Here is an 18,304-nt window from a genome sequence, read left to right on the forward strand (position 1 = left end):
AGGGGCGCCGCAATCATATCTCTTTATCGCGATGGATGGGTAGAAGCCCTGATTGGTGATTGGTGATTCGTGATTGGAGGGCCGGGACCCCGGGGTTGGGGCGCAGGGGGATGCCTTGCTTTTTCGAATGACGAATGACGAATCACGAATCACGGCCCAAAATGGGCCATGCGCATCGTAATGACCCCCTTCGCCCGCACCCGCCTGTTCCCGCGCCAGCCGCGGGGCAACACCATCCGCGACTGCAGCGCCGAGGAGTTCGAGCGCTACCTCAACGAGCATCCGCCGCTGAAGGTGCTCGACGGCTACGCGCCGTTCTGCAAGCTGCACGTGCACCGCAACTGGACCAGCACCCGCTGCCTGACGGTGCCGATCACCGATGCCAACCGGCACCTGCTGCGCTCGGCCTACGAGGCGCGCACCCGCGAGGAGCTGCCGGTGCTGGTGCGGTGGTTCGAGGGGGTGGAGCCGCCGGTGGCCAACTACCTGATCCCGATCCTGTACAGCGCCGAGCAACTGGCGAAGGAAGGCAGCCCGATCGACGGCGACTGGGGCATCGTCGGCTGCCTGTACACCATGGAGCCGGAGGAAATCCCGATGGCGCCCATCACCATGATGCGCAACGCGCTGGGCGTGGAGGAGGGCGGCTCGGGCGTGCCGCTGGACCGCGAGGCCTACCGCCGCAGCGTGGAGTTCTGGGAAAACAACGCCAACTGGCGGCCCTGAACCGCCGCCGCCGCGGTCCGTGGCCCGGCCGGGCTTCAGGACCGGGCGGTCGCGGCCGATCTAGAGGTGCCAGCCCCGCGCGGGGGATGGTCCGGCGCGCCCGCTGCCGGCGCGAACCTGCCACTGCCGATCCGAGCGCATGAGCATCTTCCCGATCGTCATGATGACCGTCCTGGCCATCTGGGCCGCCTGCGCCACGGCGCTGGCGGTCATCGGCGCGCGCCGGCTGCGGCGCGAGCGCAGCGCGCACGGCCAGGCCCAGGACCGCATCGCCCGCTACCGCGCCGCGCTGCGCCGGACCGAGGAGAAGGCGCAGTCGCTGGCGCTGCAGCTGGAGGCCCTCCAGCGCGAGCACGCGGCCCTGCGCCGCGAGCTGGAGGAAAGCGAGGCCGAGCCGGAGGAACGGCCGGTGCCGACGGTGATGATCGACTGCCTGGACATCTCCGGCGAGATCGGCACCCTGTTCGAGCACGTGGCCCGGGTCGCGACCGCGATCCGCGACTACAGCGCCTACACCCGCGGCCACTACGGGCCGGAGCACAGCAAGGCGCGCTACGACCTGCTGTGGCTGTCCGACTGCCTGCACACCTTCGACCGGGTCGGCAAGGCCCTGGCCGCCGGCAGCCAGCGCTCGCTGTCGGCCGCCTGCCAGGAGCTGCTGCAGATGTACGACACCTACCTCACCGACAGCTCCGGCTACGACAGCCGCGACACCTTCCGCCGCCTGTCCGACCGGGTGCCGCTGACCGGCGTTTCCGAGGCGATCCGCTCGATCGTGATGAAGACCACGGCCACGCCGGAGGAGATCGCCGCCGCCCAGCGCATGGTCTGAGCCGCGCGCAAACGGAAACGGGCGCCTCGCGGCGCCCGTTCCGTGTTCCGTCCCGGGGGACAGGTCAGTAGCGGTAGTGCTCCGGCTTGAACGGGCCGTCGACCGGCACGCCCAGGTAGTCGGCCTGGGCCTGGGTCAGCTTCGTCAGCCTGACCCCGATCTTCTCCAGGTGCAGGCGCGCCACTTCCTCGTCCAGCTTCTTCGGCAGGCGGTAGACCACCTTCTCGTACTTGTCCTTGTTCTGCCACAGGTCGATCTGCGCCAGGGTCTGGTTGGAGAAGCTGTTGGACATCACGAAGCTCGGGTGGCCGGTGGCGCAGCCCAGGTTCACCAGGCGGCCTTCGGCCAGCAGGAAGATGCTGTTGCCCGAGGGGAAGGTGTACTTGTCCACCTGCGGCTTGATGTTCAGGCGCACGGCGCCGGAGTTGTTCAGGCGGTCGACCTGGATCTCGTTGTCGAAGTGGCCGATGTTGCAGACGATGGCCTGGTCCTTCATCGCCTGCATGTGCTCGAGGGTGATGATGTCGCGGTTGCCGGTGGTGGTGACGTAGATGTCGGCCTTGCCCAGGGTGTCCTCGACGGTGGCGACCTCGAAGCCCTCCATCGCCGCCTGCAGCGCGCAAATCGGGTCGATCTCGGTGACGATCACGCGCGCGCCGTAGGCGCGCAGCGAATGCGCCGAGCCCTTGCCGACGTCGCCGTAGCCGCAGACCACGGCGACCTTGCCGGCCAGCATCACGTCCATCGCGCGCTTGAGGCCGTCGGCCAGCGACTCGCGGCAGCCGTAGAGGTTGTCGAACTTGCTCTTGGTGACCGAGTCGTTGACGTTGATCGCCGGCACCAGCAGCTTGCCGGCCTCCGCCAGCTGGTAGAGGCGGTGCACGCCGGTGGTGGTCTCCTCGGACACGCCCTTCCAGTCGGCGACCACGCGGGTCCAGTAGCCCGGGCGCTCCTGCGCGACGCGCTTGAGCAGGTTCTTGATCACCTGCTCCTCGTGCGAGGAGGAGGGCGAGTTGACCCAGCTGTCGTCGCCCTGCTCCAGCTCGTAGCCCTTGTGGATCAGCAGGGTGACGTCGCCGCCGTCGTCCACCACCAGCTGCGGGCCGGCGAGGGTGCCGTCGGGCAGGGTGAAGGTCAGTGCGTCCAGGGTGCAGTCCCAGTATTCCTCCAAGGTCTCGCCCTTCCAGGCGAACACCGGGGTGCCGGTGGCGGCGATCGCCGCCGCGGCGTGGTCCTGGGTGGAGAAGATGTTGCACGAAGCCCAGCGCACGTCGGCGCCGACGTCCTTCAGGGTCTCGATCAGCACCGCGGTCTGGATGGTCATGTGCAGCGAGCCGGTCACGCGCACGCCCTTCAGCGGCTGCGCGGCGGCGTACTTGCGGCGGATCGACATCAGGCCCGGCATCTCGTGCTCGGCGATGTCGATCTCCTTGCGGCCCCAGTCGGCCAGCGAGATGTCGGCGACGCGGTACGGGGCGGTGGCGGGGGAGGTCTGTGCTACGGCGTTCATTGCATGCTCCGGAGGAAAGGGGGAGTCCCCAGTGGTCCGGGCGCCGTTGTCGCGGAAGATGCGCGTCGAGCCTGGCCAAGTCCGGCCCGGCTGGCGGGCGGGGGCGGGAAACCCGCGCGATCCTTGGTCGCAGCGCCCCTCGACGGCGCCGGCGCATTATATCGGCGCATCCGGATCGGGGGATGAACCCGGCGCGGCAGGGGGCCGCATCCGGGCTTCGGCCAGCCGGGTCGCGCTCCGGCGCGGGGAGCCGCCCCGCGTGGCCTGCGACCGGGCCGGCCGCGATGCGCGGCACGGCGACGGTTTCCGATACGCCTGAAACTTTTGCGGCGCCGCACAACCCCCGGCTAAGCTGCCAGATCGCTGGTCAAAGCAGAGCCGTGCGCGTGCCGATGAACGCTCCCCGCAACCTCGAGTTTGCTCCACCGGATCTTCCCCTGCGCGACGACGTGCGCCGCCTCGGCGCGCTGGTCGGCGAGATGCTCGCCGAACAGGAGTCGCCGGCGTTCCTGGAGGAAGTGGAGCGGGTGCGCACCACGGCCATCGCCCGCCGCCAGAACGGCGGCGGCATGGCCTCGCTGTCGGCGCTGCTGGACGGCCTGGAGCCGGCCCATGCCCAAGCCCTGGTGCGCGCCTTCAGCACCTACTTCCAGGTGGTGAACATCGCCGAGCGCGTGCACCGCATCCGCCGCCGCCGCGACTACCAGCGCGCCGGCGGCGACAAGGCGCAGCCGGACAGCCTGCTCGATGCCCTGCGCCGCCTGCGCGCGGCCGGGGTGGAACCGACCGAGCTGCTGGAATGGCTGGAGCGGATCGACATCGAGCCGGTGTTCACCGCGCATCCGACCGAGGCGGTACGGCGCGCGCTGCTGGAGAAGGAACAGATCATGGTGGCGGCGCTGATCGACGACCTCGACGGCAACCGCACCCCGGGCGAGCGCGCCGCCGACCTGGCGCGCTTCCGCATGGCCCTGACCTCGACCTGGCAGACCGCCGATTCCTCGCCGGTGCGCCCGACCGTGGACGACGAGCGCGAGCACGTCGGCTTCTACCTGACCGAGGTGCTGTACCGGATCATGCCGGTGTTCTACGAGACCCTGGAGCACGCGCTGGGCGATACCTTCGGCATCGCCACCGAGCTGCCGCGCCTGCTGCGCTTCGGTACCTGGGTCGGCGGCGACATGGACGGCAACCCGAACGTCGACGCCAACACCATCCGCAACACCCTCGACGCCCAGCGCCGCGCGATCCTGGGCAAGTACGCGGCCGAGCTGCAGCAGCTGGCCAGCGTGCTGACCCAGAGCACGGGCGTGGTCGGGGTGGACGCGGCGGTGCTGGAGCGGCTGGAGCAGTACCGCGCGCTGCTGCCGCAGGCGGCCGCCGCCAGCCGCCCGCGCCACGCCGACATGCCCTACCGCCTGCTGCTGGAGCTGATGCGCGCGCGCCTGCTGGCCACGCTGGAGGACCAGGCCAGCGGCTACGGTTCGCCGGGGGAGTTCGCCGCCGACCTGGACCTGGTCCGCAAGAGCCTGGAGCACAACCGCGGCGTGCACGCCGGCTGGTTCTCGGTGCGGCGCCTGGTGTGGCGCCTGCGTACCTTCGGCTTCCACCTGGCACGCCTGGACGTGCGCCAGGAATCGACCGTGCACGCGCGCGCCATCGCCGCCGCGCTCGGCGACGAACAATGGGAGAGCCGCGACCCGGTCGAGCAGGCGCGGATCCTGGCTGGGCATGCCGGCGCCGGCCAGCCGCTGCCGCAGGCCGGCGACGAGGGCAACCGGCGCCTGGACGCGGTGTTCGGCGCCCTGGTCGACGCCCGCCGCCGCCACGGGCCCGACGCGCTGGGCGCCTACATCATCAGCATGGCGCGCAGCCGCGCCGACGTGCTGGCGGTGCTGGCCCTGGCCCGCCGCGGCGGCCTGGTGGACGAGGCCGGCCGGGTGCCGCTGGACATCGCCCCGCTGTTCGAGACCGTGGACGACCTGCGCCACGGCCCGGCCACCCTGCGCGACCTGCTGGCCGACCCGGTGTACCGCGAACACCTGCAGGCGCGCGGCAACGTGCAGATGGTGATGCTGGGCTACTCGGACAGCGGCAAGGACGGCGGCATCGCCGCCTCGCGCTGGAGCCTGCAGCGCGCCCAGGTGGAGCTGCTGCAGGTGGCCGAGGAGCATGGCATCCGCCTGACCTTCTTCCACGGCCGCGGCGGCTCGCTCAGCCGCGGCGGCAGCAAGACCACCCGCGCGGTTGACGCCTCGCCGCGCGGCAGCGTCGACGGCCGCCTGCGCGTGACCGAGCAGGGCGAGGCCATCCACCGCAAGTTCGGCATCCGCGCCCTGGCCCTGCGCTCGCTGGAGCAGACCACCGGCGCGGTGCTGGTCTCCAGCATCCGCCCGCGCCCGCCGGAGCCGCGCGAGGCGCGCTGGCGCGAGGTGATGGACACCGTGGCCGAGGCCAGCAGCGTGGCCTACCGCGCCCTGGTCGGGGCGTCGCGGTTCATGGACTACTTCCGCAGTGCCACCCCGATCGACGTGATCGAGCGCATGACCCTCGGCTCGCGGCCCTCGCGCCGGCTGGGCGAGGACGCGGCCCTGTCCAACCTGCGCGCGATCCCGTGGGTGTTCGCCTGGAGCCAGGCGCGCGCGGTGATCCCCGGCTGGTTCGGCGTGGGCAGCGGCCTGCAGGCGGCGGTGGAGCGGCACGGCGAGGAGGTGCTGCGCGAAATGGCCGCCGACTGGCCGTTCTTCCGCACCTTCCTGGACGACATCTCCATGGTCCTGGCCAAGGGCGACATGGGCATCGCCGAGATGTTCTCGCGCCTGGCCGGGGATGAGCTGCACGCGCAGTTCTTCCCGCGCATCCGCGACGAGCACGCGCGCACCCGCGACTGGGTGCTGCGCCTGAACGGGCACGAGTTCCTGCTCCAGCATGACCAGCGCCTGGCCCTGTCGATCCGCCTGCGCAACCCGTACGTGGACCCGATCAGCGTGCTCCAGGCCGACCTGCTGCGGCGCTGGCGCGCCAGCGGGCGCGAGGACGATGCCCTGCTGCGGGCGCTGGTGGCCAGCGTCAACGGCGTATCCCAGGGCGTGCAGAACACCGGCTGAGGCCGGCCCCCGCCCGGCGCGGCCGGGCCCGGGCGGCGGGGCTTGAAAGCGCCGCCGCCGTCCCCAGATTCCCGGCCGCGGCGGCGCCCACGGCCGGCCGCGGAAACACCGCTTCCACCGTCCCCCGTGTGTCTTCCGGGCCGACCGACGGTGCTGGCCGTGCGTCCCCTTGCGTTGCCCGTGGCCGCCCGGCCGCGGGCGTGGCCCGTGGCTTGCCGCCGGCGACCGCAACGAGGAGGAGCACGATGAACGTAGACGTGTTGATCCTGTACCGCCACGCGCGCAGGCCGTCAGCCGGCGGCCCGGGCCGCCGCTGAGGAGGGCCCGGCATGCGCATCGCCCATATCGCACCCCTGTACGAAGCCGTCCCGCCGCGCCTGTACGGCGGCACCGAGCGCATCGTCGCCTACCTGGCCGACGCCCAGGTGCAGCTCGGCCACGAGGTGACCGTGTTCGCCAGCGGCGACAGCCGCACCCGCGCGCGCCTGGTGGCCTGCCGCGACCAGGCCCTGCGCCTGGATCCGGAGCCGCTGAAGTCCGACGTCGCCGCGCACCTGGCCATGCTGCACGAGGTGCGCCGCCGCGCCGACGAATTCGACGTGCTGCACTTCCACGTCGACCTGTTGCACTTCCCGATCTTCGAGGACCTGGCCGGGCGCACCGTGACCACGCTGCACGGGCGGCTGGACCTGGCCGGCCTGGCCCAGGCCTACCGGCTGTGGCCGCGCTACCCGCTGGTGTCCATCTCCGACCAGCAACGCCAGCCGCTGCGCTTCGCCAGCTGGCTGGGCACGGTGCACCACGGCCTGCCGGAGGACCTGTTGCAACCGCCGGAGTCGCCGCGCGGCGACTACCTGGCGTTCCTGGGCCGGATCTCGCCGGAGAAGCGCCCGGACCGCGCGATCGACATCGCCGCCCGCGCCGGCATGCCGCTGCGCATGGCGGCCAAGGTCGACGCGGCCGACGCGGTCTACTTCCATGACTGCATCGAGCCGATGCTGGAGGCCGAGGGCGTGGAGTTCATCGGCGAGATCGACGACGCCCACAAGTCCGGCTTCCTCGGCCACGCCGCCGCGCTGCTGTTCCCGATCGACTGGCCCGAGCCGTTCGGCCTGGTGATGATCGAGGCCATGGCCTGCGGCACCCCGGTGATCGCCTGGGACCACGGCTCGGTGCGCGAGGTGGTGGAGCACGGCGTCACCGGCTTCATCGTCGCCTCGATGGAGGAAGCGGTGGCCGCGGTGGAGCGCCTGCCCGAGCTGGACCGCGCCGCGATCCGCCGGGTGTTCGAGCGCCGCTTCTCGTCCACGGTGATGGCGCGCGGCTACCTGGACCTGTACCGGCGCCTGGCCACCCGCGCCACCGAGGCGGCCAACGACGCCGTGGCCGGCGACGGCGACGCGTTCGTGCGCAGGGCCTGAGCCATGCGCATGGCGCGCACCCTCCCGGCCAGCCGCCAGGTGAGTTATTCGCTCAAGGACGGCGACAGCTTCCTGGTCAGCGACGCGCTGGGCGACATCCACGGCGGCGACGTGGCCGATGGCCTGTTCCACGACGGCACCCGGGTGCTGTCGCGGCTGCGCCTGGGCCTGGACGGCACCGCGCCGACCCTGCTCAGCGCCGCCACCGCGCACGACAAGGTGGTGTTCACCGCGCACCTGACCAACCGCCCGCTGCCGCCGATCGGCGGCAGCGCGGCGGCGGGGCGGGGCGTGATCCACATCGAGCGCTCGCGCTTCCTGTGGCAGGGACGCCTGCACGAGCGCATCGTCTGCTCCAACTACGACCGCGTGCCGGTGTCGGTGCCGCTGACCCTGGAGTTCGCCGCCGACTTCCGCGACATGTTCGAGGTACGCGGCATGGAGCGCGTGCGCCGCGGCAACTACCCGCAGGTGGAGGCCGCGGCCGACCGCGTGGTGCTGCGCTACCAGGGCCTGGACGGGGTGGAGCGGCGCACCGTGCTGGCCTTCTCCACCGCGCCGGCGCGGCTGGAGGAGGGCATGGCACGCTTCGAACTGCGCCTGGACCCGCGCGCGAGCTTCGCCCTGTACCTGGAGGCCGGCGCCGACGCCGGCCAGCCGGAAGCCACCCGCCACCGCCGGGCCATGGCCCAGGCCCGGCGCGCGCTGCGCGCGCGGCGCCGCTCCGGGGCGCGCCTGCGCGGCAGCGGCCTGCTGTTCGATGCCTGGGTGGAGCGCTCGCGCACCGACATCGCCTTGCTGGCCAGCGACCTGCCTTCGGGACGCTACCCGTACGCCGGCATTCCCTGGTTCTCCACCCCGTTCGGGCGCGACGCCATCATCACCGCGCTGCAGACCCTGTGGCTGGACCCGGGCCTGGCGCGCGGCGTGCTGGCCTTCCTCGCCGAACGCCAGGCCGCGGAGGATTCCAGCTTCCGCGATTCGGCGCCGGGCAAGATCATGCACGAGGCCCGCAAGGGCGAGATGGCGGCGCTGGGCGAGGTGCCGTTCGGCCTGTACTACGGCGGCGTGGACACCACCCCGTTGTTCGTGGCCCTGGCCGGCCGCTACTTCCGCCGCACCGGCGACCGCGCCTTCATCGACCAGCTGTGGCCGGCGCTGCAGCGTGCCACCGGCTGGATCGAGCGCAGCTGCGACGCCGACCCGGACGGCCTGCTGGCCTACGCGCGCGGGCAGGACAGCGGCCTGTCCAACCAGGGCTGGAAGGACAGCGAGGACTCGGTGTTCCACGAGGACGGGCAGCTGCCCTCCGGTCCGATCGCGCTGGTGGAGGTGCAGGGCTATGCCTACGAGGCGCTGCGGGCGATGGCGGCGCTGGCGCGCGAGCGTGGCGAGCACGCGGCGGCGCAAGCCTGGGAGGCGCGCGCCGGGCGCCTGCGCCGGACCGTGGAGGCGCGCTTCTGGGACGAGGCGCTGGACTTCTACGCGCTGGCGCGCGATGGCGACGGGCGCATGTGCCGGGTGCTGGCCTCCAATCCCGGGCACCTGCTGTACGTGGGCCTGCCACCACCGGAGCGCGCGCAGCGGGTGATCGCGCAGCTGGCCTCGCCGCGCTTCGACAACGGTTGGGGCGTGCGCACCCTGGCCGCGGACCAGCCGCGCTACAACCCGATGTCCTACCACAACGGCTCGGTATGGCCGCACGACGTGGCCCTGTGCGCGGCGGGCATGGCGCGCTACGGCGCGCGCCGCCAGGCGGCGCGCCTGCTGGGCGAGGTGTTCGAGGCGGCGACCCATTTCGACATGCGCCTGCCGGAACTGTTCTGCGGCTTCCCGCGCAGCGCCGGCGAGCCGCCGATCGCCTATCCGGTGGCGTGCACGCCGCAGGCCTGGTCGGCCGGCTCGGTGTTCATGCTGCTGCAGGCCTGCCTGGGCCTGGAGGTGGATGCGCTGGCCGGCGAGGTGGCGATCGAGCACCCGCAGCTGCCGCCGGGCGTGGACCGGCTGTGGGTGGAGCGGCTGGACGTGGGCGGGGCGCGCCTGGACCTGGTGTTCGAGCGCATCGGCGAACGCGTGGTCGCCGCCCGCGCCGGTGGCGCCGAATCGGTCCGGGTAAGCGTGCGGCTGTAGCCGCCGCGCAAAAGCGAAGGGCCGCATCGCGCGGCCCTTCGCTGGTTCCGGCCGCCGCGGATGCGGCGGGGCGGATTACTTCAGCCTGGCGTCGGCGCGCAGCGCCTCGGCCTTGTCGGTCTTCTCCCAGGAGAAGGCGGTGGCGACCTGCTTCTTGCCGGCGCCGTCGGTGTAGCTGACCTCGTACGGCTTGCGGCCGAAGTGGCCGTAGGCGGCGGTGGCCTGGTACACCGGGTGCACCAGGTCCAGCATCTTGATGATGCCGTACGGACGCAGGTCGAAGTGCTTGCGGATCAGCTTCTCGATCTGCGCGTCCGGGATGCGGCCGGTGCCGAAGGTGGTGACCGAGATCGAGGTGGGCTCGGCCACGCCGATGGCGTAGGACACCTGCACCTCGCACTTGTCGGCCAGGCCGGCGGCGACCACGTTCTTGGCCACGTAGCGGGCGGCGTAGGCGGCCGAGCGGTCGACCTTGGACGGGTCCTTGCCGGAGAACGCGCCGCCGCCGTGGCGGGCCATGCCGCCGTAGGTGTCGACGATGATCTTGCGGCCGGTCAGGCCGCAGTCGCCCACCGGGCCGCCGATCACGAAGATGCCGGTCGGGTTGATGTGCAGCTTCTTCTTCGGCAGCGTCTCCAGCCACTTCTTCGGCAGCACCGGCTTGAGGATGTACTCGTAGACGCCCTCGACGATGTCCTTGTGCCTGATGCCCGGGTCGTGCTGGGTCGACAGCACCACCGCGTCCAGGCCCACCACCTTGTTGCCGTCGTAGCGCAGGGTGACCTGGCTCTTGGCGTCCGGGCGCAGCCACGGCAGCGGCGAGTTCTTCTTCTTGCGGACCTTGGCCTGCTGCTCGACCAGGCGGTGCGAGTAGTAGATCGGGGCCGGCATGAACTCCGGCGCCTCGTTGCAGGCGTAGCCGAACATCAGGCCCTGGTCGCCCGCGCCCTGTTCCTCCGGCTTCTTGCGGTCCACGCCGGCGGCGATGTCCGGGGACTGCTTGCCGAGCATGTTGATGATGGCGCAGGTGTGGCCGTCGAAGCCGACGCCGGAGTTGTCGTAGCCGATCTGGTTGATGATGCGGCGCGCCAGCGCCTCGATGTCCACCCAGGCGGTGGTGGTCACCTCGCCGGCGACGATGGCGGCGCCGGTCTTCACCAGGGTCTCGCAGGCCACGCGGGCGCGCTTGTCCTGCGCCAGGATGGCATCCAGGACCGCATCGGAGATCTGGTCGGCGATCTTGTCCGGATGGCCCTCGGAGACCGATTCGGAGGTGAAGAGATAGCTGGACATCGGGCTATATCCCTGTATTCGGATGAAAAGATGGCCGCGCATGATACACGCGCGCGCGCCGTCCTGCATTCTGCCGCCGCCGGGGTTGGTTTCCGTTAACCGTGGCGGCCCCGCCGCGGGCCGGCGTGAAGGCCGGCTGCTAGCATCCGGGCCATGGATTCGCTGACCCAGATCGTCCTCGGCGGCGCCGTCGCCGCCGCCATCGCCCCCGCCCGCCACCGCCGCGCCGCGCTGCTGGCCGGCGCCGCCCTCGGCACCCTGCCGGACCTGGATTCGCTGCCGATCATGCTGGCCAGCGACGATCCGGTGGTGCTGATGACCGCGCACCGCAGCTTCAGCCATTCGCTGTTCGTGCTGCCGCTGCTGGGCTGGCTGCTGTGGTGGCTGTTCCGGCGGTACGGGCGTGGGCGGGTGGCGCAGGCGCCGGCGCGCTGGTTCTGGGCGATCCAGCTGGCGCTGGTGACGCATCCGCTGCTGGACGCGTTCACCGTCTACGGCACCCAGCTGTGGTGGCCGCTGCCGGTGCCGCCGGTGATGTGGTCCAGCGTGTTCATCATCGATCCGCTGTACACGGTGTGGCTGCTGCTGGGCTGCGGGGTCGCCTGGTGGGCGCGGGAGCGGCCGCTGGCGCAGCGCGCGCTGGTGGCCGGCCTGGTCCTCAGCAGCGCCTACCTTGGCTGGTCGCTGGCGGCCAAGGCCATGGTCGAGCGCCAGGCCCAGCGCACCCTGGCGGCCATGGGCCTGGGCGATGCGCCGCGCTTCTCGGTGCCGATGCCGTTCAACACCCTGCTGTGGCGGGTGGTGGCGATGACGCCCAGCGGCTTCGTCGAGGGCGAGCACTCGCTGGTGGCCGACCAGGGCCCGATCGCGTTCCGCGGCCATCCGTCCAATACCCAGGCCCTGGCCGAGGCCGCGCAGATCCCGGCGGTGCAGCGCCTGGCCTGGTTCAACCACGGCTTCATGAAGGCGCGCGAGCGCGACGGCCGCCTGGAACTGTCCGACCTGCGCATGGGCGCCGAACCGGACTACAGCTTCGTGTTCGTGGTGGCCCAGCGCGGTCCCGACGGCCGCTGGCAGGCGATCCGGCCGCAGCAACTGCGCCTGCCCTGGGAAGCGCGCCGGCGCCTGGGGCCGATGTGGCGGCGGATCTGGGAGGCGCCGGAGTGATTGGGGTTTCTTGATTCGTGATTCGTGATTCGGGATTGCGCAGTTTCCCTCTCCCCGTGGGAGGGGGCGCGGGAGAGGGCGGGATCACGACACATCGCCCCGGTCGCAACAGCCACGCTTCAGCGCTGCCGTCGCTACGCGCTCAGGCCACCTCGGGCAGGGCGAACGCCACGCCGGCTTCCAGCGCGTCGAAGTAGTCGCGGGTCAGGGCCAGCTGCTCGGCGGCGGTCTGGGCGCGGTTGACCACGGCGCGGAAGGCGGCGTTCTCCGGGCGGTCCTTCGCGTACCAGCCCAGGTGCTTGCGGGCGATGCGCACGCCCTGTTCCTCGCCGTAGAACGCGTGCAGCGCCTGCAGGTGGCCAAGCAGGATGTCGCGCACCTCGGCCACGGCCGGCTCTGGCAGCTCCTCGCCGGTGGCCAGGTAATGGGCGATCTGGCGGAAGATCCACGGCCGGCCCTGCGCGGCACGGCCAACCATGACCGCGTCGGCGCCGGTGTAGGCGAGCACGAAGGCGGCCTTGGCCGGCGAGTCGATGTCGCCGTTGGCCACCACCGGGATGCGCAGGCGCGACTTCACCTCGGCGATGGTGTCGTACTCCGCCTGCCCGGTGTAGTGCTGGTTGCGGGTGCGGCCGTGGATCGCCAGCGCGGCGATCCCGGCGTCCTCGGCGATGCGGGCGATGGCCGGCGCGTTGCGCACCTCGGCGCACCAGCCGGTGCGGATCTTGAGCGTGACCGGCACCTCGACCGCCGCCACCACCGCCTCGAGGATGCGCGCCACCAGGGCCTCGTCGCGCATCAGCGCCGAGCCGGCCCAGGCATTGCACACCTTCTTGGCCGGGCAGCCCATGTTGATGTCGATGATCTGCGCGCCCTGGTCGACGTTGTAGCGCGCCGCTTCGGCCAGCTGCCGCGGCTCGGTGCCGGCGATCTGCACGCTGACCGGATCCGGCTCGCCGGCGTGGTCCATGCGCCGCAACGACTTGGGGGTGTTCCAGAAGCGCGGGTCGGAGATGGTCATCTCCGACACCGCAAGGCCCGCGCCCAGCTGCTTGCACAGCAGCCGGAACGGCTTGTCGGTGACGCCGGCCATCGGCGCCAGCACCACCCTCGGCTCGATCGCGTAGGGACCGATCCGCATCGCCGCCGCCTCAGCCCGGGAAGCGGGCCAGCACCTCGTCGTGGCGCGGCATCGAAGCGGCCGCGCCGGGGCGCTCGGTGGACAGCGCGGCGAAGCGGTTGGCGTAGCGCACGTGGGTGGCGAAGGCCTGCTCCGGGGCACGCGCCAGCGAGGCGGCCAGGGCGCCGTTGAAGGCGTCGCCGGCACCGGTGGTATCGCTGGCGGCCACGCTCTCGGCGCCGATCCGGTAGTAGGGCTGGGCATCACCGCGCAGCTGCTCCTCGGCATGCGAGACGAACACGCCCACCGAGCCCATGGTCACCACCACGGTGCCGTGCGGCAGCAGCTTGCGGCACAGCGCGTGCAGGCGCGCGCCATCCAGCGCGGCCACCGCGTCCGGCTCCACCCGCTCGCCGACCTGGCGCGCGAGCAGGGCGGCGAATTCGGTCTCGTTCGGGGTCAGCACGTCGGCCAGGCGCAGCAGGCCCATGCTGGCCTGCGCGTTGGCCGGCGCCGGGTTGAGCACGGTGGTGGTGCCGGCCTCGCGGGCCATGGCCAGCGCCGCCTCGATTGCATCCACCGGTGATTCCAGCTGGGCCAGCAGCACGCCGGCCGCGCGCGCCAGCGCCGGGTCGGCGGTGACGTGGGCCACGCCCAGCACACCGTTGGCGCCGGCGCCGATGACGATGGTGTTGCGGCCGCGGGCGTCGACGTAGATGCCGGCGGTGCCGGTGGGCTCGCTGCTGGACTCGGCGCGCAGGTCGATGCCGTCGGCCGCGGCCAGTTCGCGCGCCAGCGCGCCGCCGGCGTCGTCGCCGAGGGCGCAGATGAAGGTGGTCGGCGTGCCGGCGCGGGCGGAGGCCACGGCCTGGTTGAAGCCCTTGCCGCCGGGGCCGGTCATGTACTGGCCGGCAATGGTCGCGCCGGTGGCGGGGAGTTCGTTGCAACGCCAGACATGGTCGACGTTGAAGGAGCCGACGACGATGACCGGATTCATGGAGCCTCTGCTGCGTCTGGACTACGGGGGGAATGGCCAGGCCGGGCGCGGGGGCGCCCGGCCGCCGGCCGGCGGTCAGCCGAAGTGCGACAGTACACCGGCGATGGTGGCGGTCATGAAGGTGGCGATGGAGCCGCCCAGCACCGCGCGCAGGCCGAAGCGCGCCAGGTCCTGGCGGCGCTCCGGGGCCAGGCCGCCGATGCCGCCGATCTGGATAGCGATCGAGCTGAAGTTGGCGAAGCCGCACAGCGCGTAGGTCGCGATCAGCGCGCCCTCGCGGCTGAGCACCTGGCCCGGCACCTGGCCGTTCACGATCTGCGACAGCTCGGTGTAGGCCACGAACTCGTTGATCACGACCTTCTGTCCGATCAGCGAGCCGACGGTGGTGGCGTCGGCCCACGGCGTGCCGATCACCCAGGCGATCGGCGCCAGCAGGTAGCCGAGGATGGTGGACAGGCTGGTCGGCTTGCCGATCGCCGAGGCGATGCCGGTGACCTCGCCCAGCCAGGTCAGCGGGGCGTTGACCAGGGCGATCAGGGCGATGAAGGCCAGCAGCATCGCGCCGATGTTCAGTGCCAGGCGCAGGCCGTCGCCGGCGCCGGCGGCGGCCGCGTCGATCACGTTGGCGGTGGTCTTCTCCACTTCCATCTTGGCCGTGCCGCGGGTCAGCGGCTCGGCGGTTTCCGGCACCAGGATCTTGGCGATCACCAGGGTGGCCGGGGCGGCCATGATGCTCGCCGCCAGCAGGTGCTTGGCGTAGAACACCTGCTGCTCCGGGTCGCCGCCGCCGAGCATGCCCACGTAGGCCGCCAGCACGCCGCCGGCGATATGGGCCATGCCGCCGATCATCATGGTCAGCAGCTCGGACTGGGTCATCTTCGGGATGTACGGGCGCACGGTCAGCGGCGCCTCGGTCTGGCCGATGAACACGCTGGCGCAGACGCTGGTGGTCTCGGCGCCGGACACGCGCATGACCTTGGTGATCGCCCAGGCCATGGCCCGCACCACCGCCTGCATCACGCCCAGGTGGTAGAGCACGCCCATCAGGGCCGAGAAGAAGATGATGGTCGGCAGCACCTGGAAGGCGAAGATGAAGCCCACCGTCGAGGTGTCCATCAGGCTGCCGAAGATGAAGTTGGAGCCCTCGCCGACGAAGCCGAGCACGCGCACGAAGCCGTGGCTCATGGCGTCGAACACCTCGCGCCCGCCCGGCACCAGCAGCACCAGCGCCGCGAAGGCGATCTGCAGCACCACGCCGGTGCCGACCAGCTTCCAGTCCACCGCGCGGCGGTTGTTGGAGAACAGCCAGACGATGCCGATCAGCACGGCCAGTCCGAACAGGCCGAAGCCGATCCGTCCGATTGCCTCGATCATGAGGGTTCCGCGAATGTTAAGGATGTGCGAAAGCGTAGCAGGTCGGCCCCCTGCGCGTATGTATGGAGCACGCCAGGGCCCGTCGCCAAAGGCGTCGCAGGGGTGTTGCGACGATTGCCGGGCGCCTTGTTGCGCGGCCCCGCGGCGGACGCGCCTACACTGCCGCATCCGTGATCCACAGGAGTGACTCCGATGCAATACCGCCGCCTTGGCGCCACCGGCCTGCAGCTGTCCGCGCTTTCCTTTGGCGCCTGGATGACCTTCGGCCGCCAGGTCGGCCGCGGCCAGGCCCGCGAACTGGTGGCCGCGGCCTGGGACCACGGCATCAACTTCTTCGACAACGCCGAGGCCTATGCCAACGGCGAGGCCGAGCGGGTGATGGGCGACGTGATCGCCGACCTGCGCCTGCCGCGCGACGGCTTCTGCGTTTCCAGCAAGGTGTTCTTCGGCGCCGCCGAAGCACCGCGCCCGACCCAGCGCGGGCTGTCGCGCAAGCACGTGGTCGATGCCTGCCACGCCGCGCTGAAGCGGCTGCGGGTGGACTACCTGGACCTTTATTACTGCCACCGCCCGGATCCGGACACGCCGGTGGAGGAGACGGTCGCGGCGATGGACATGCTGGTGCGCCAGGGCAAGGTCATGTACTGGGGCACCTCGGAATGGCCGGAAGCGCTGATCCGCGAGGCGGCACGCTTCGCGCGCAGCGAGCACATGGCCGCGCCGGTGGTCGAGCAGCCGCAGTACAACCTGCTGCACCGGCAGCGGGTGGAGCTGGAGTACGCACCGCTCTATTCGGAGCTGGGCCTGGGCACCACCACCTGGTCGCCGTTGGCCTCGGGCCTGCTGACCGGCAAGTACGCCAACGGCCTGGCCGGGGAGGGCAGGCTGGCCCAGGCCGATGCCGGCTGGCTGCAGCCGCTGGTGCTGGGCGACCCGCAGGAGCGCCGGCTGGAGCGCGCGCAAGCCTTCGTCGAGGCGGCGGCCCGGCTCGGCGAGGCGCCGGCGCCGCTGGCCATCGCCTGGTGCCTGCGCAATCCGCATGTCAGCAGCGTGATCCTCGGCGCCAGCCGGGTGGAGCAGCTGCTGCAGAACCTCACCGCGCTGGACGTGGCGCAGCGCCACGACGAGCAGGTGTGGCAGCGGCTGGAGGTGGTCACCACCCGCTGAGGCGTTGACACGCAAATGAGAATTATTATCATTGGCGGGGCTGGAACCTTCCCGTCGCCCCGCTGGAGTCCGCAATGAACGTGCATCGCCTGAGCCTGCCTTCGTCCGCCGTCCGCAGCACCCCGGACGGCGCCAGCGTTTCCATCGATGCCGAGGCCCTGAGCAGCGAGCAGCTGCTGCGCGGCCGCCGCGAGATCCTGATCCGCCACGGCGACCGCGTGTATCGCCTGCGCCACACCAGCAACGACAAGCTGATCCTCACCAAGTAACGCCTGCGGCCCCGGCCCCGGCGTCCTCCCTCCCCCGCGCCGGGCGCCGTGGCCGCGGCGCGCCAGGCTCAGACCAGCAGCGGCACCGACGCCGGCGGTTGCAGCTGCGCGGTCGGCGGGCGCGGCGGCGCGGGCGGCGGCGGCATGTCCGGATGCGCGGGCGGAGCCGGCGGCGCAGGCACGAAATCCAGCGCGCGCAGCGGCTCGGGCACGGTCACCTGCAGCTGGCGCGCGCTGCGCTCGCGCAGCACCGTCACCCGCGCCTGTTCACCGGGCTTCTTCTGCGCCATCCGGCGCATGGCCTCGGCCGGCGTGGCCACCGCCACGCCTTCCACCTGCTGGATCACGTCGCCGGCCTGCAGGCCGGGCAGCGCACCCTGGGACAGCACCAGCACGCCGCGATCGGTGCCGAAGTAGCGTCCGAGCTGGGCATCGAGCGCGACCAGGTGCAGGCCGTTCCAGCGCAGCGCCTCGCCGAGCAGCGGCGCGCTGCACTCCTCGCCGTAGGCGCAGGCGCCGCGCGCCAGGTGCAGCACCTCCCGGCGCAGTTCCGGGGCCAGGTCGCGCAGCGGGGCCAGGTCTTCGCCGAGCGCGCCGTCGCCGGAGATGCGGTGCGCGATCACCCTTACCGGCAGCGCCTCGGGCGCGACCTCGACCGTGTGTTCGCGGCCGTCGCGCTGGTAAGTCAGCTGCACCTTGCCGCCGGCCTGCAGCTGCGCCAGTGCCTGGCGCGCGGCCTCGACCCGCGCCTGCCCGGTGCCGCCGGCGATGGCCTTGCCGCGGATGCGCAGCAGGCGGTCGCCGCTGCGCAGGCCGGCCTTCTCGGCGCCGCTGCCCGGGGTCACGCCGACGATGCGCACCCCGGCCTGCGGATCTTCGCCCAGCAATACGCCCAGGCGCGGGCGCGCCTGGGCGCTGCGCAGCGAGGCCACGGCTCCGCCGGCCTGGGTGCGCGACAGCTCGGCAACCCGGCGGGCGGCTTCGGCCAGGTCGGCGCGCGCCTTCGCAAGGTCGGCCGCGGCGCGCGCCGCCTCGGCGCCGGCGGCGGTCCTGGCTTCCTTCTTGTTCGCGTCGGCGGCGGCCTGGGCCGGCAGGGCCAGCAGGCAGGCACAGACCAGCAGCCACGGCGTGGCGCGCCGGGTCGTGCGGATGCAGGCAGGACTCATGATCGTTCTCCGGTGGAAGACGATG

Annotated in this window: 14 protein-coding genes and 1 riboswitch; of the genes, 8 read left to right on the plus strand and 6 right to left on the minus strand. The window is 72.0% G+C overall.

The genetic code is table 11. The features are described from left to right. Positions 1 to 168 precede the first annotated feature (168 nt). A complete protein-coding gene (locus EIM47_RS01660; RefSeq protein WP_028914590.1) occupies positions 169 to 726 on the plus strand; it encodes a DUF3228 family protein in 558 nt (185 codons plus the stop codon). A gap of 139 nt (positions 727 to 865) precedes the next feature. Continuing rightward, positions 866 to 1,558 carry a hypothetical protein gene (locus EIM47_RS01665; protein ID WP_019398508.1) on the plus strand — a complete coding sequence of 231 codons (693 nt, stop codon included), beginning with the start codon at positions 866 to 868 and terminating at the stop codon, positions 1,556 to 1,558. A 64-nt stretch (positions 1,559 to 1,622) separates the two neighbouring features. Here the strand turns inward: EIM47_RS01665 and ahcY are convergent, their stop codons facing one another. Beyond that, complete coding sequence (ahcY, locus tag EIM47_RS01670; RefSeq protein WP_125075886.1) at positions 1,623 to 3,068, minus strand: adenosylhomocysteinase; 1,446 nt, start codon at positions 3,066 to 3,068, stop codon at positions 1,623 to 1,625. Positions 3,069 to 3,099: 31 nt separating this feature from the next. Continuing rightward, a riboswitch (S-adenosyl-L-homocysteine riboswitch) is annotated at positions 3,100 to 3,215 on the minus strand. A gap of 245 nt (positions 3,216 to 3,460) precedes the next feature. Between ahcY and ppc the strand changes: the two genes are divergently transcribed. The 3 genes from ppc to EIM47_RS01685 all read left to right on the plus strand — a co-directional run bounded on the left by ppc (position 3,461) and on the right by EIM47_RS01685 (position 9,726). Next, positions 3,461 to 6,175: a phosphoenolpyruvate carboxylase gene (gene ppc, locus EIM47_RS01675; protein WP_125075887.1), complete on the plus strand. Its 2,715-nt coding sequence runs from the start codon at positions 3,461 to 3,463 to the stop codon at positions 6,173 to 6,175. Between the two features lie 329 nt (positions 6,176 to 6,504). Further along, positions 6,505 to 7,596, plus strand: coding sequence for a glycosyltransferase family 4 protein (locus EIM47_RS01680; RefSeq protein ID WP_125075888.1), 1,092 nt, complete (start codon positions 6,505 to 6,507; stop codon positions 7,594 to 7,596). A 9-nt stretch (positions 7,597 to 7,605) separates the two neighbouring features. Then, positions 7,606 to 9,726, plus strand: coding sequence for an amylo-alpha-1,6-glucosidase (locus EIM47_RS01685; RefSeq protein WP_232210965.1), 2,121 nt, complete (start codon positions 7,606 to 7,608; stop codon positions 9,724 to 9,726). Between the two features lie 75 nt (positions 9,727 to 9,801). Here the strand turns inward: EIM47_RS01685 and metK are convergent, their stop codons facing one another. Then, a complete protein-coding gene (gene metK, locus EIM47_RS01690; protein ID WP_019397447.1) occupies positions 9,802 to 11,019 on the minus strand; it encodes a methionine adenosyltransferase in 1,218 nt (405 codons plus the stop codon). A 153-nt stretch (positions 11,020 to 11,172) separates the two neighbouring features. Between metK and EIM47_RS01695 the strand changes: the two genes are divergently transcribed. Next, positions 11,173 to 12,186 carry a metal-dependent hydrolase gene (locus EIM47_RS01695; RefSeq protein ID WP_028914594.1) on the plus strand — a complete coding sequence of 338 codons (1,014 nt, stop codon included), beginning with the start codon at positions 11,173 to 11,175 and terminating at the stop codon, positions 12,184 to 12,186. A 142-nt stretch (positions 12,187 to 12,328) separates the two neighbouring features. On the opposite strand, the gene dusB is transcribed toward EIM47_RS01695, so the two are convergent. From dusB to EIM47_RS01710, 3 genes are all read right to left on the minus strand, one after another. Continuing rightward, entirely contained in the window at positions 12,329 to 13,327 is a 999-nt protein-coding gene (gene dusB, locus EIM47_RS01700; protein WP_019397445.1) for a tRNA dihydrouridine synthase DusB, read from the minus strand. A 10-nt stretch (positions 13,328 to 13,337) separates the two neighbouring features. Beyond that, on the minus strand, positions 13,338 to 14,303 hold the full coding sequence (locus EIM47_RS01705) for a ribokinase (protein WP_125075889.1): 966 nt from the start codon (positions 14,301 to 14,303) through the stop codon (positions 13,338 to 13,340). 75 nt (positions 14,304 to 14,378) lie between these two features. Further along, positions 14,379 to 15,677, minus strand: coding sequence for a nucleoside transporter C-terminal domain-containing protein (locus EIM47_RS01710; protein ID WP_125075890.1), 1,299 nt, complete (start codon positions 15,675 to 15,677; stop codon positions 14,379 to 14,381). 192 nt (positions 15,678 to 15,869) lie between these two features. Between EIM47_RS01710 and EIM47_RS01715 the strand changes: the two genes are divergently transcribed. Both EIM47_RS01715 and EIM47_RS01720 read left to right on the plus strand, forming a co-directional pair. Continuing rightward, positions 15,870 to 16,844, plus strand: coding sequence for an aldo/keto reductase (locus EIM47_RS01715; protein WP_125075891.1), 975 nt, complete (start codon positions 15,870 to 15,872; stop codon positions 16,842 to 16,844). A 74-nt stretch (positions 16,845 to 16,918) separates the two neighbouring features. Continuing rightward, positions 16,919 to 17,113, plus strand: a complete 195-nt coding sequence (locus EIM47_RS01720; protein WP_028914598.1) for a hemin uptake protein HemP — start codon at positions 16,919 to 16,921, stop codon at positions 17,111 to 17,113. 68 nt (positions 17,114 to 17,181) lie between these two features. On the opposite strand, the gene EIM47_RS01725 is transcribed toward EIM47_RS01720, so the two are convergent. Then, positions 17,182 to 18,279, minus strand: a complete 1,098-nt coding sequence (locus tag EIM47_RS01725) for a PDZ domain-containing protein (protein WP_125075892.1) — start codon at positions 18,277 to 18,279, stop codon at positions 17,182 to 17,184. Positions 18,280 to 18,304: the final 25 nt, after the last annotated feature.

Source organism: Pseudoxanthomonas sp. SGT-18 (assembly GCF_003931645.1).
In the GTDB taxonomy this organism is placed as follows: Bacteria; Pseudomonadota; Gammaproteobacteria; order Xanthomonadales; family Xanthomonadaceae; genus Pseudoxanthomonas.

What these genes read in the sequence shown, in the direction of transcription:
- EIM47_RS01660 (WP_028914590.1), top strand. Translation starts at nt 169, where the DNA reads ATGCGCATCGTAATGACCCCCTTCGCCCGCACCCGCCTGTTCCCGCGC.
- EIM47_RS01665 (WP_019398508.1), top strand. Translation starts at nt 866, where the DNA reads ATGAGCATCTTCCCGATCGTCATGATGACCGTCCTGGCCATCTGGGCC.
- ahcY (WP_125075886.1), bottom strand. Translation starts at nt 3,068, where the DNA reads ATGAACGCCGTAGCACAGACCTCCCCCGCCACCGCCCCGTACCGCGTC.
- ppc (WP_125075887.1), top strand. Translation starts at nt 3,461, where the DNA reads ATGAACGCTCCCCGCAACCTCGAGTTTGCTCCACCGGATCTTCCCCTG.
- EIM47_RS01680 (WP_125075888.1), top strand. Translation starts at nt 6,505, where the DNA reads ATGCGCATCGCCCATATCGCACCCCTGTACGAAGCCGTCCCGCCGCGC.
- EIM47_RS01685 (WP_232210965.1), top strand. Translation starts at nt 7,606, where the DNA reads ATGGCGCGCACCCTCCCGGCCAGCCGCCAGGTGAGTTATTCGCTCAAG.
- metK (WP_019397447.1), bottom strand. Translation starts at nt 11,019, where the DNA reads ATGTCCAGCTATCTCTTCACCTCCGAATCGGTCTCCGAGGGCCATCCG.
- EIM47_RS01695 (WP_028914594.1), top strand. Translation starts at nt 11,173, where the DNA reads ATGGATTCGCTGACCCAGATCGTCCTCGGCGGCGCCGTCGCCGCCGCC.
- dusB (WP_019397445.1), bottom strand. Translation starts at nt 13,327, where the DNA reads ATGCGGATCGGTCCCTACGCGATCGAGCCGAGGGTGGTGCTGGCGCCG.
- EIM47_RS01705 (WP_125075889.1), bottom strand. Translation starts at nt 14,303, where the DNA reads ATGAATCCGGTCATCGTCGTCGGCTCCTTCAACGTCGACCATGTCTGG.
- EIM47_RS01710 (WP_125075890.1), bottom strand. Translation starts at nt 15,677, where the DNA reads ATGATCGAGGCAATCGGACGGATCGGCTTCGGCCTGTTCGGACTGGCC.
- EIM47_RS01715 (WP_125075891.1), top strand. Translation starts at nt 15,870, where the DNA reads ATGCAATACCGCCGCCTTGGCGCCACCGGCCTGCAGCTGTCCGCGCTT.
- EIM47_RS01720 (WP_028914598.1), top strand. Translation starts at nt 16,919, where the DNA reads ATGAACGTGCATCGCCTGAGCCTGCCTTCGTCCGCCGTCCGCAGCACC.
- EIM47_RS01725 (WP_125075892.1), bottom strand. Translation starts at nt 18,279, where the DNA reads ATGAGTCCTGCCTGCATCCGCACGACCCGGCGCGCCACGCCGTGGCTG.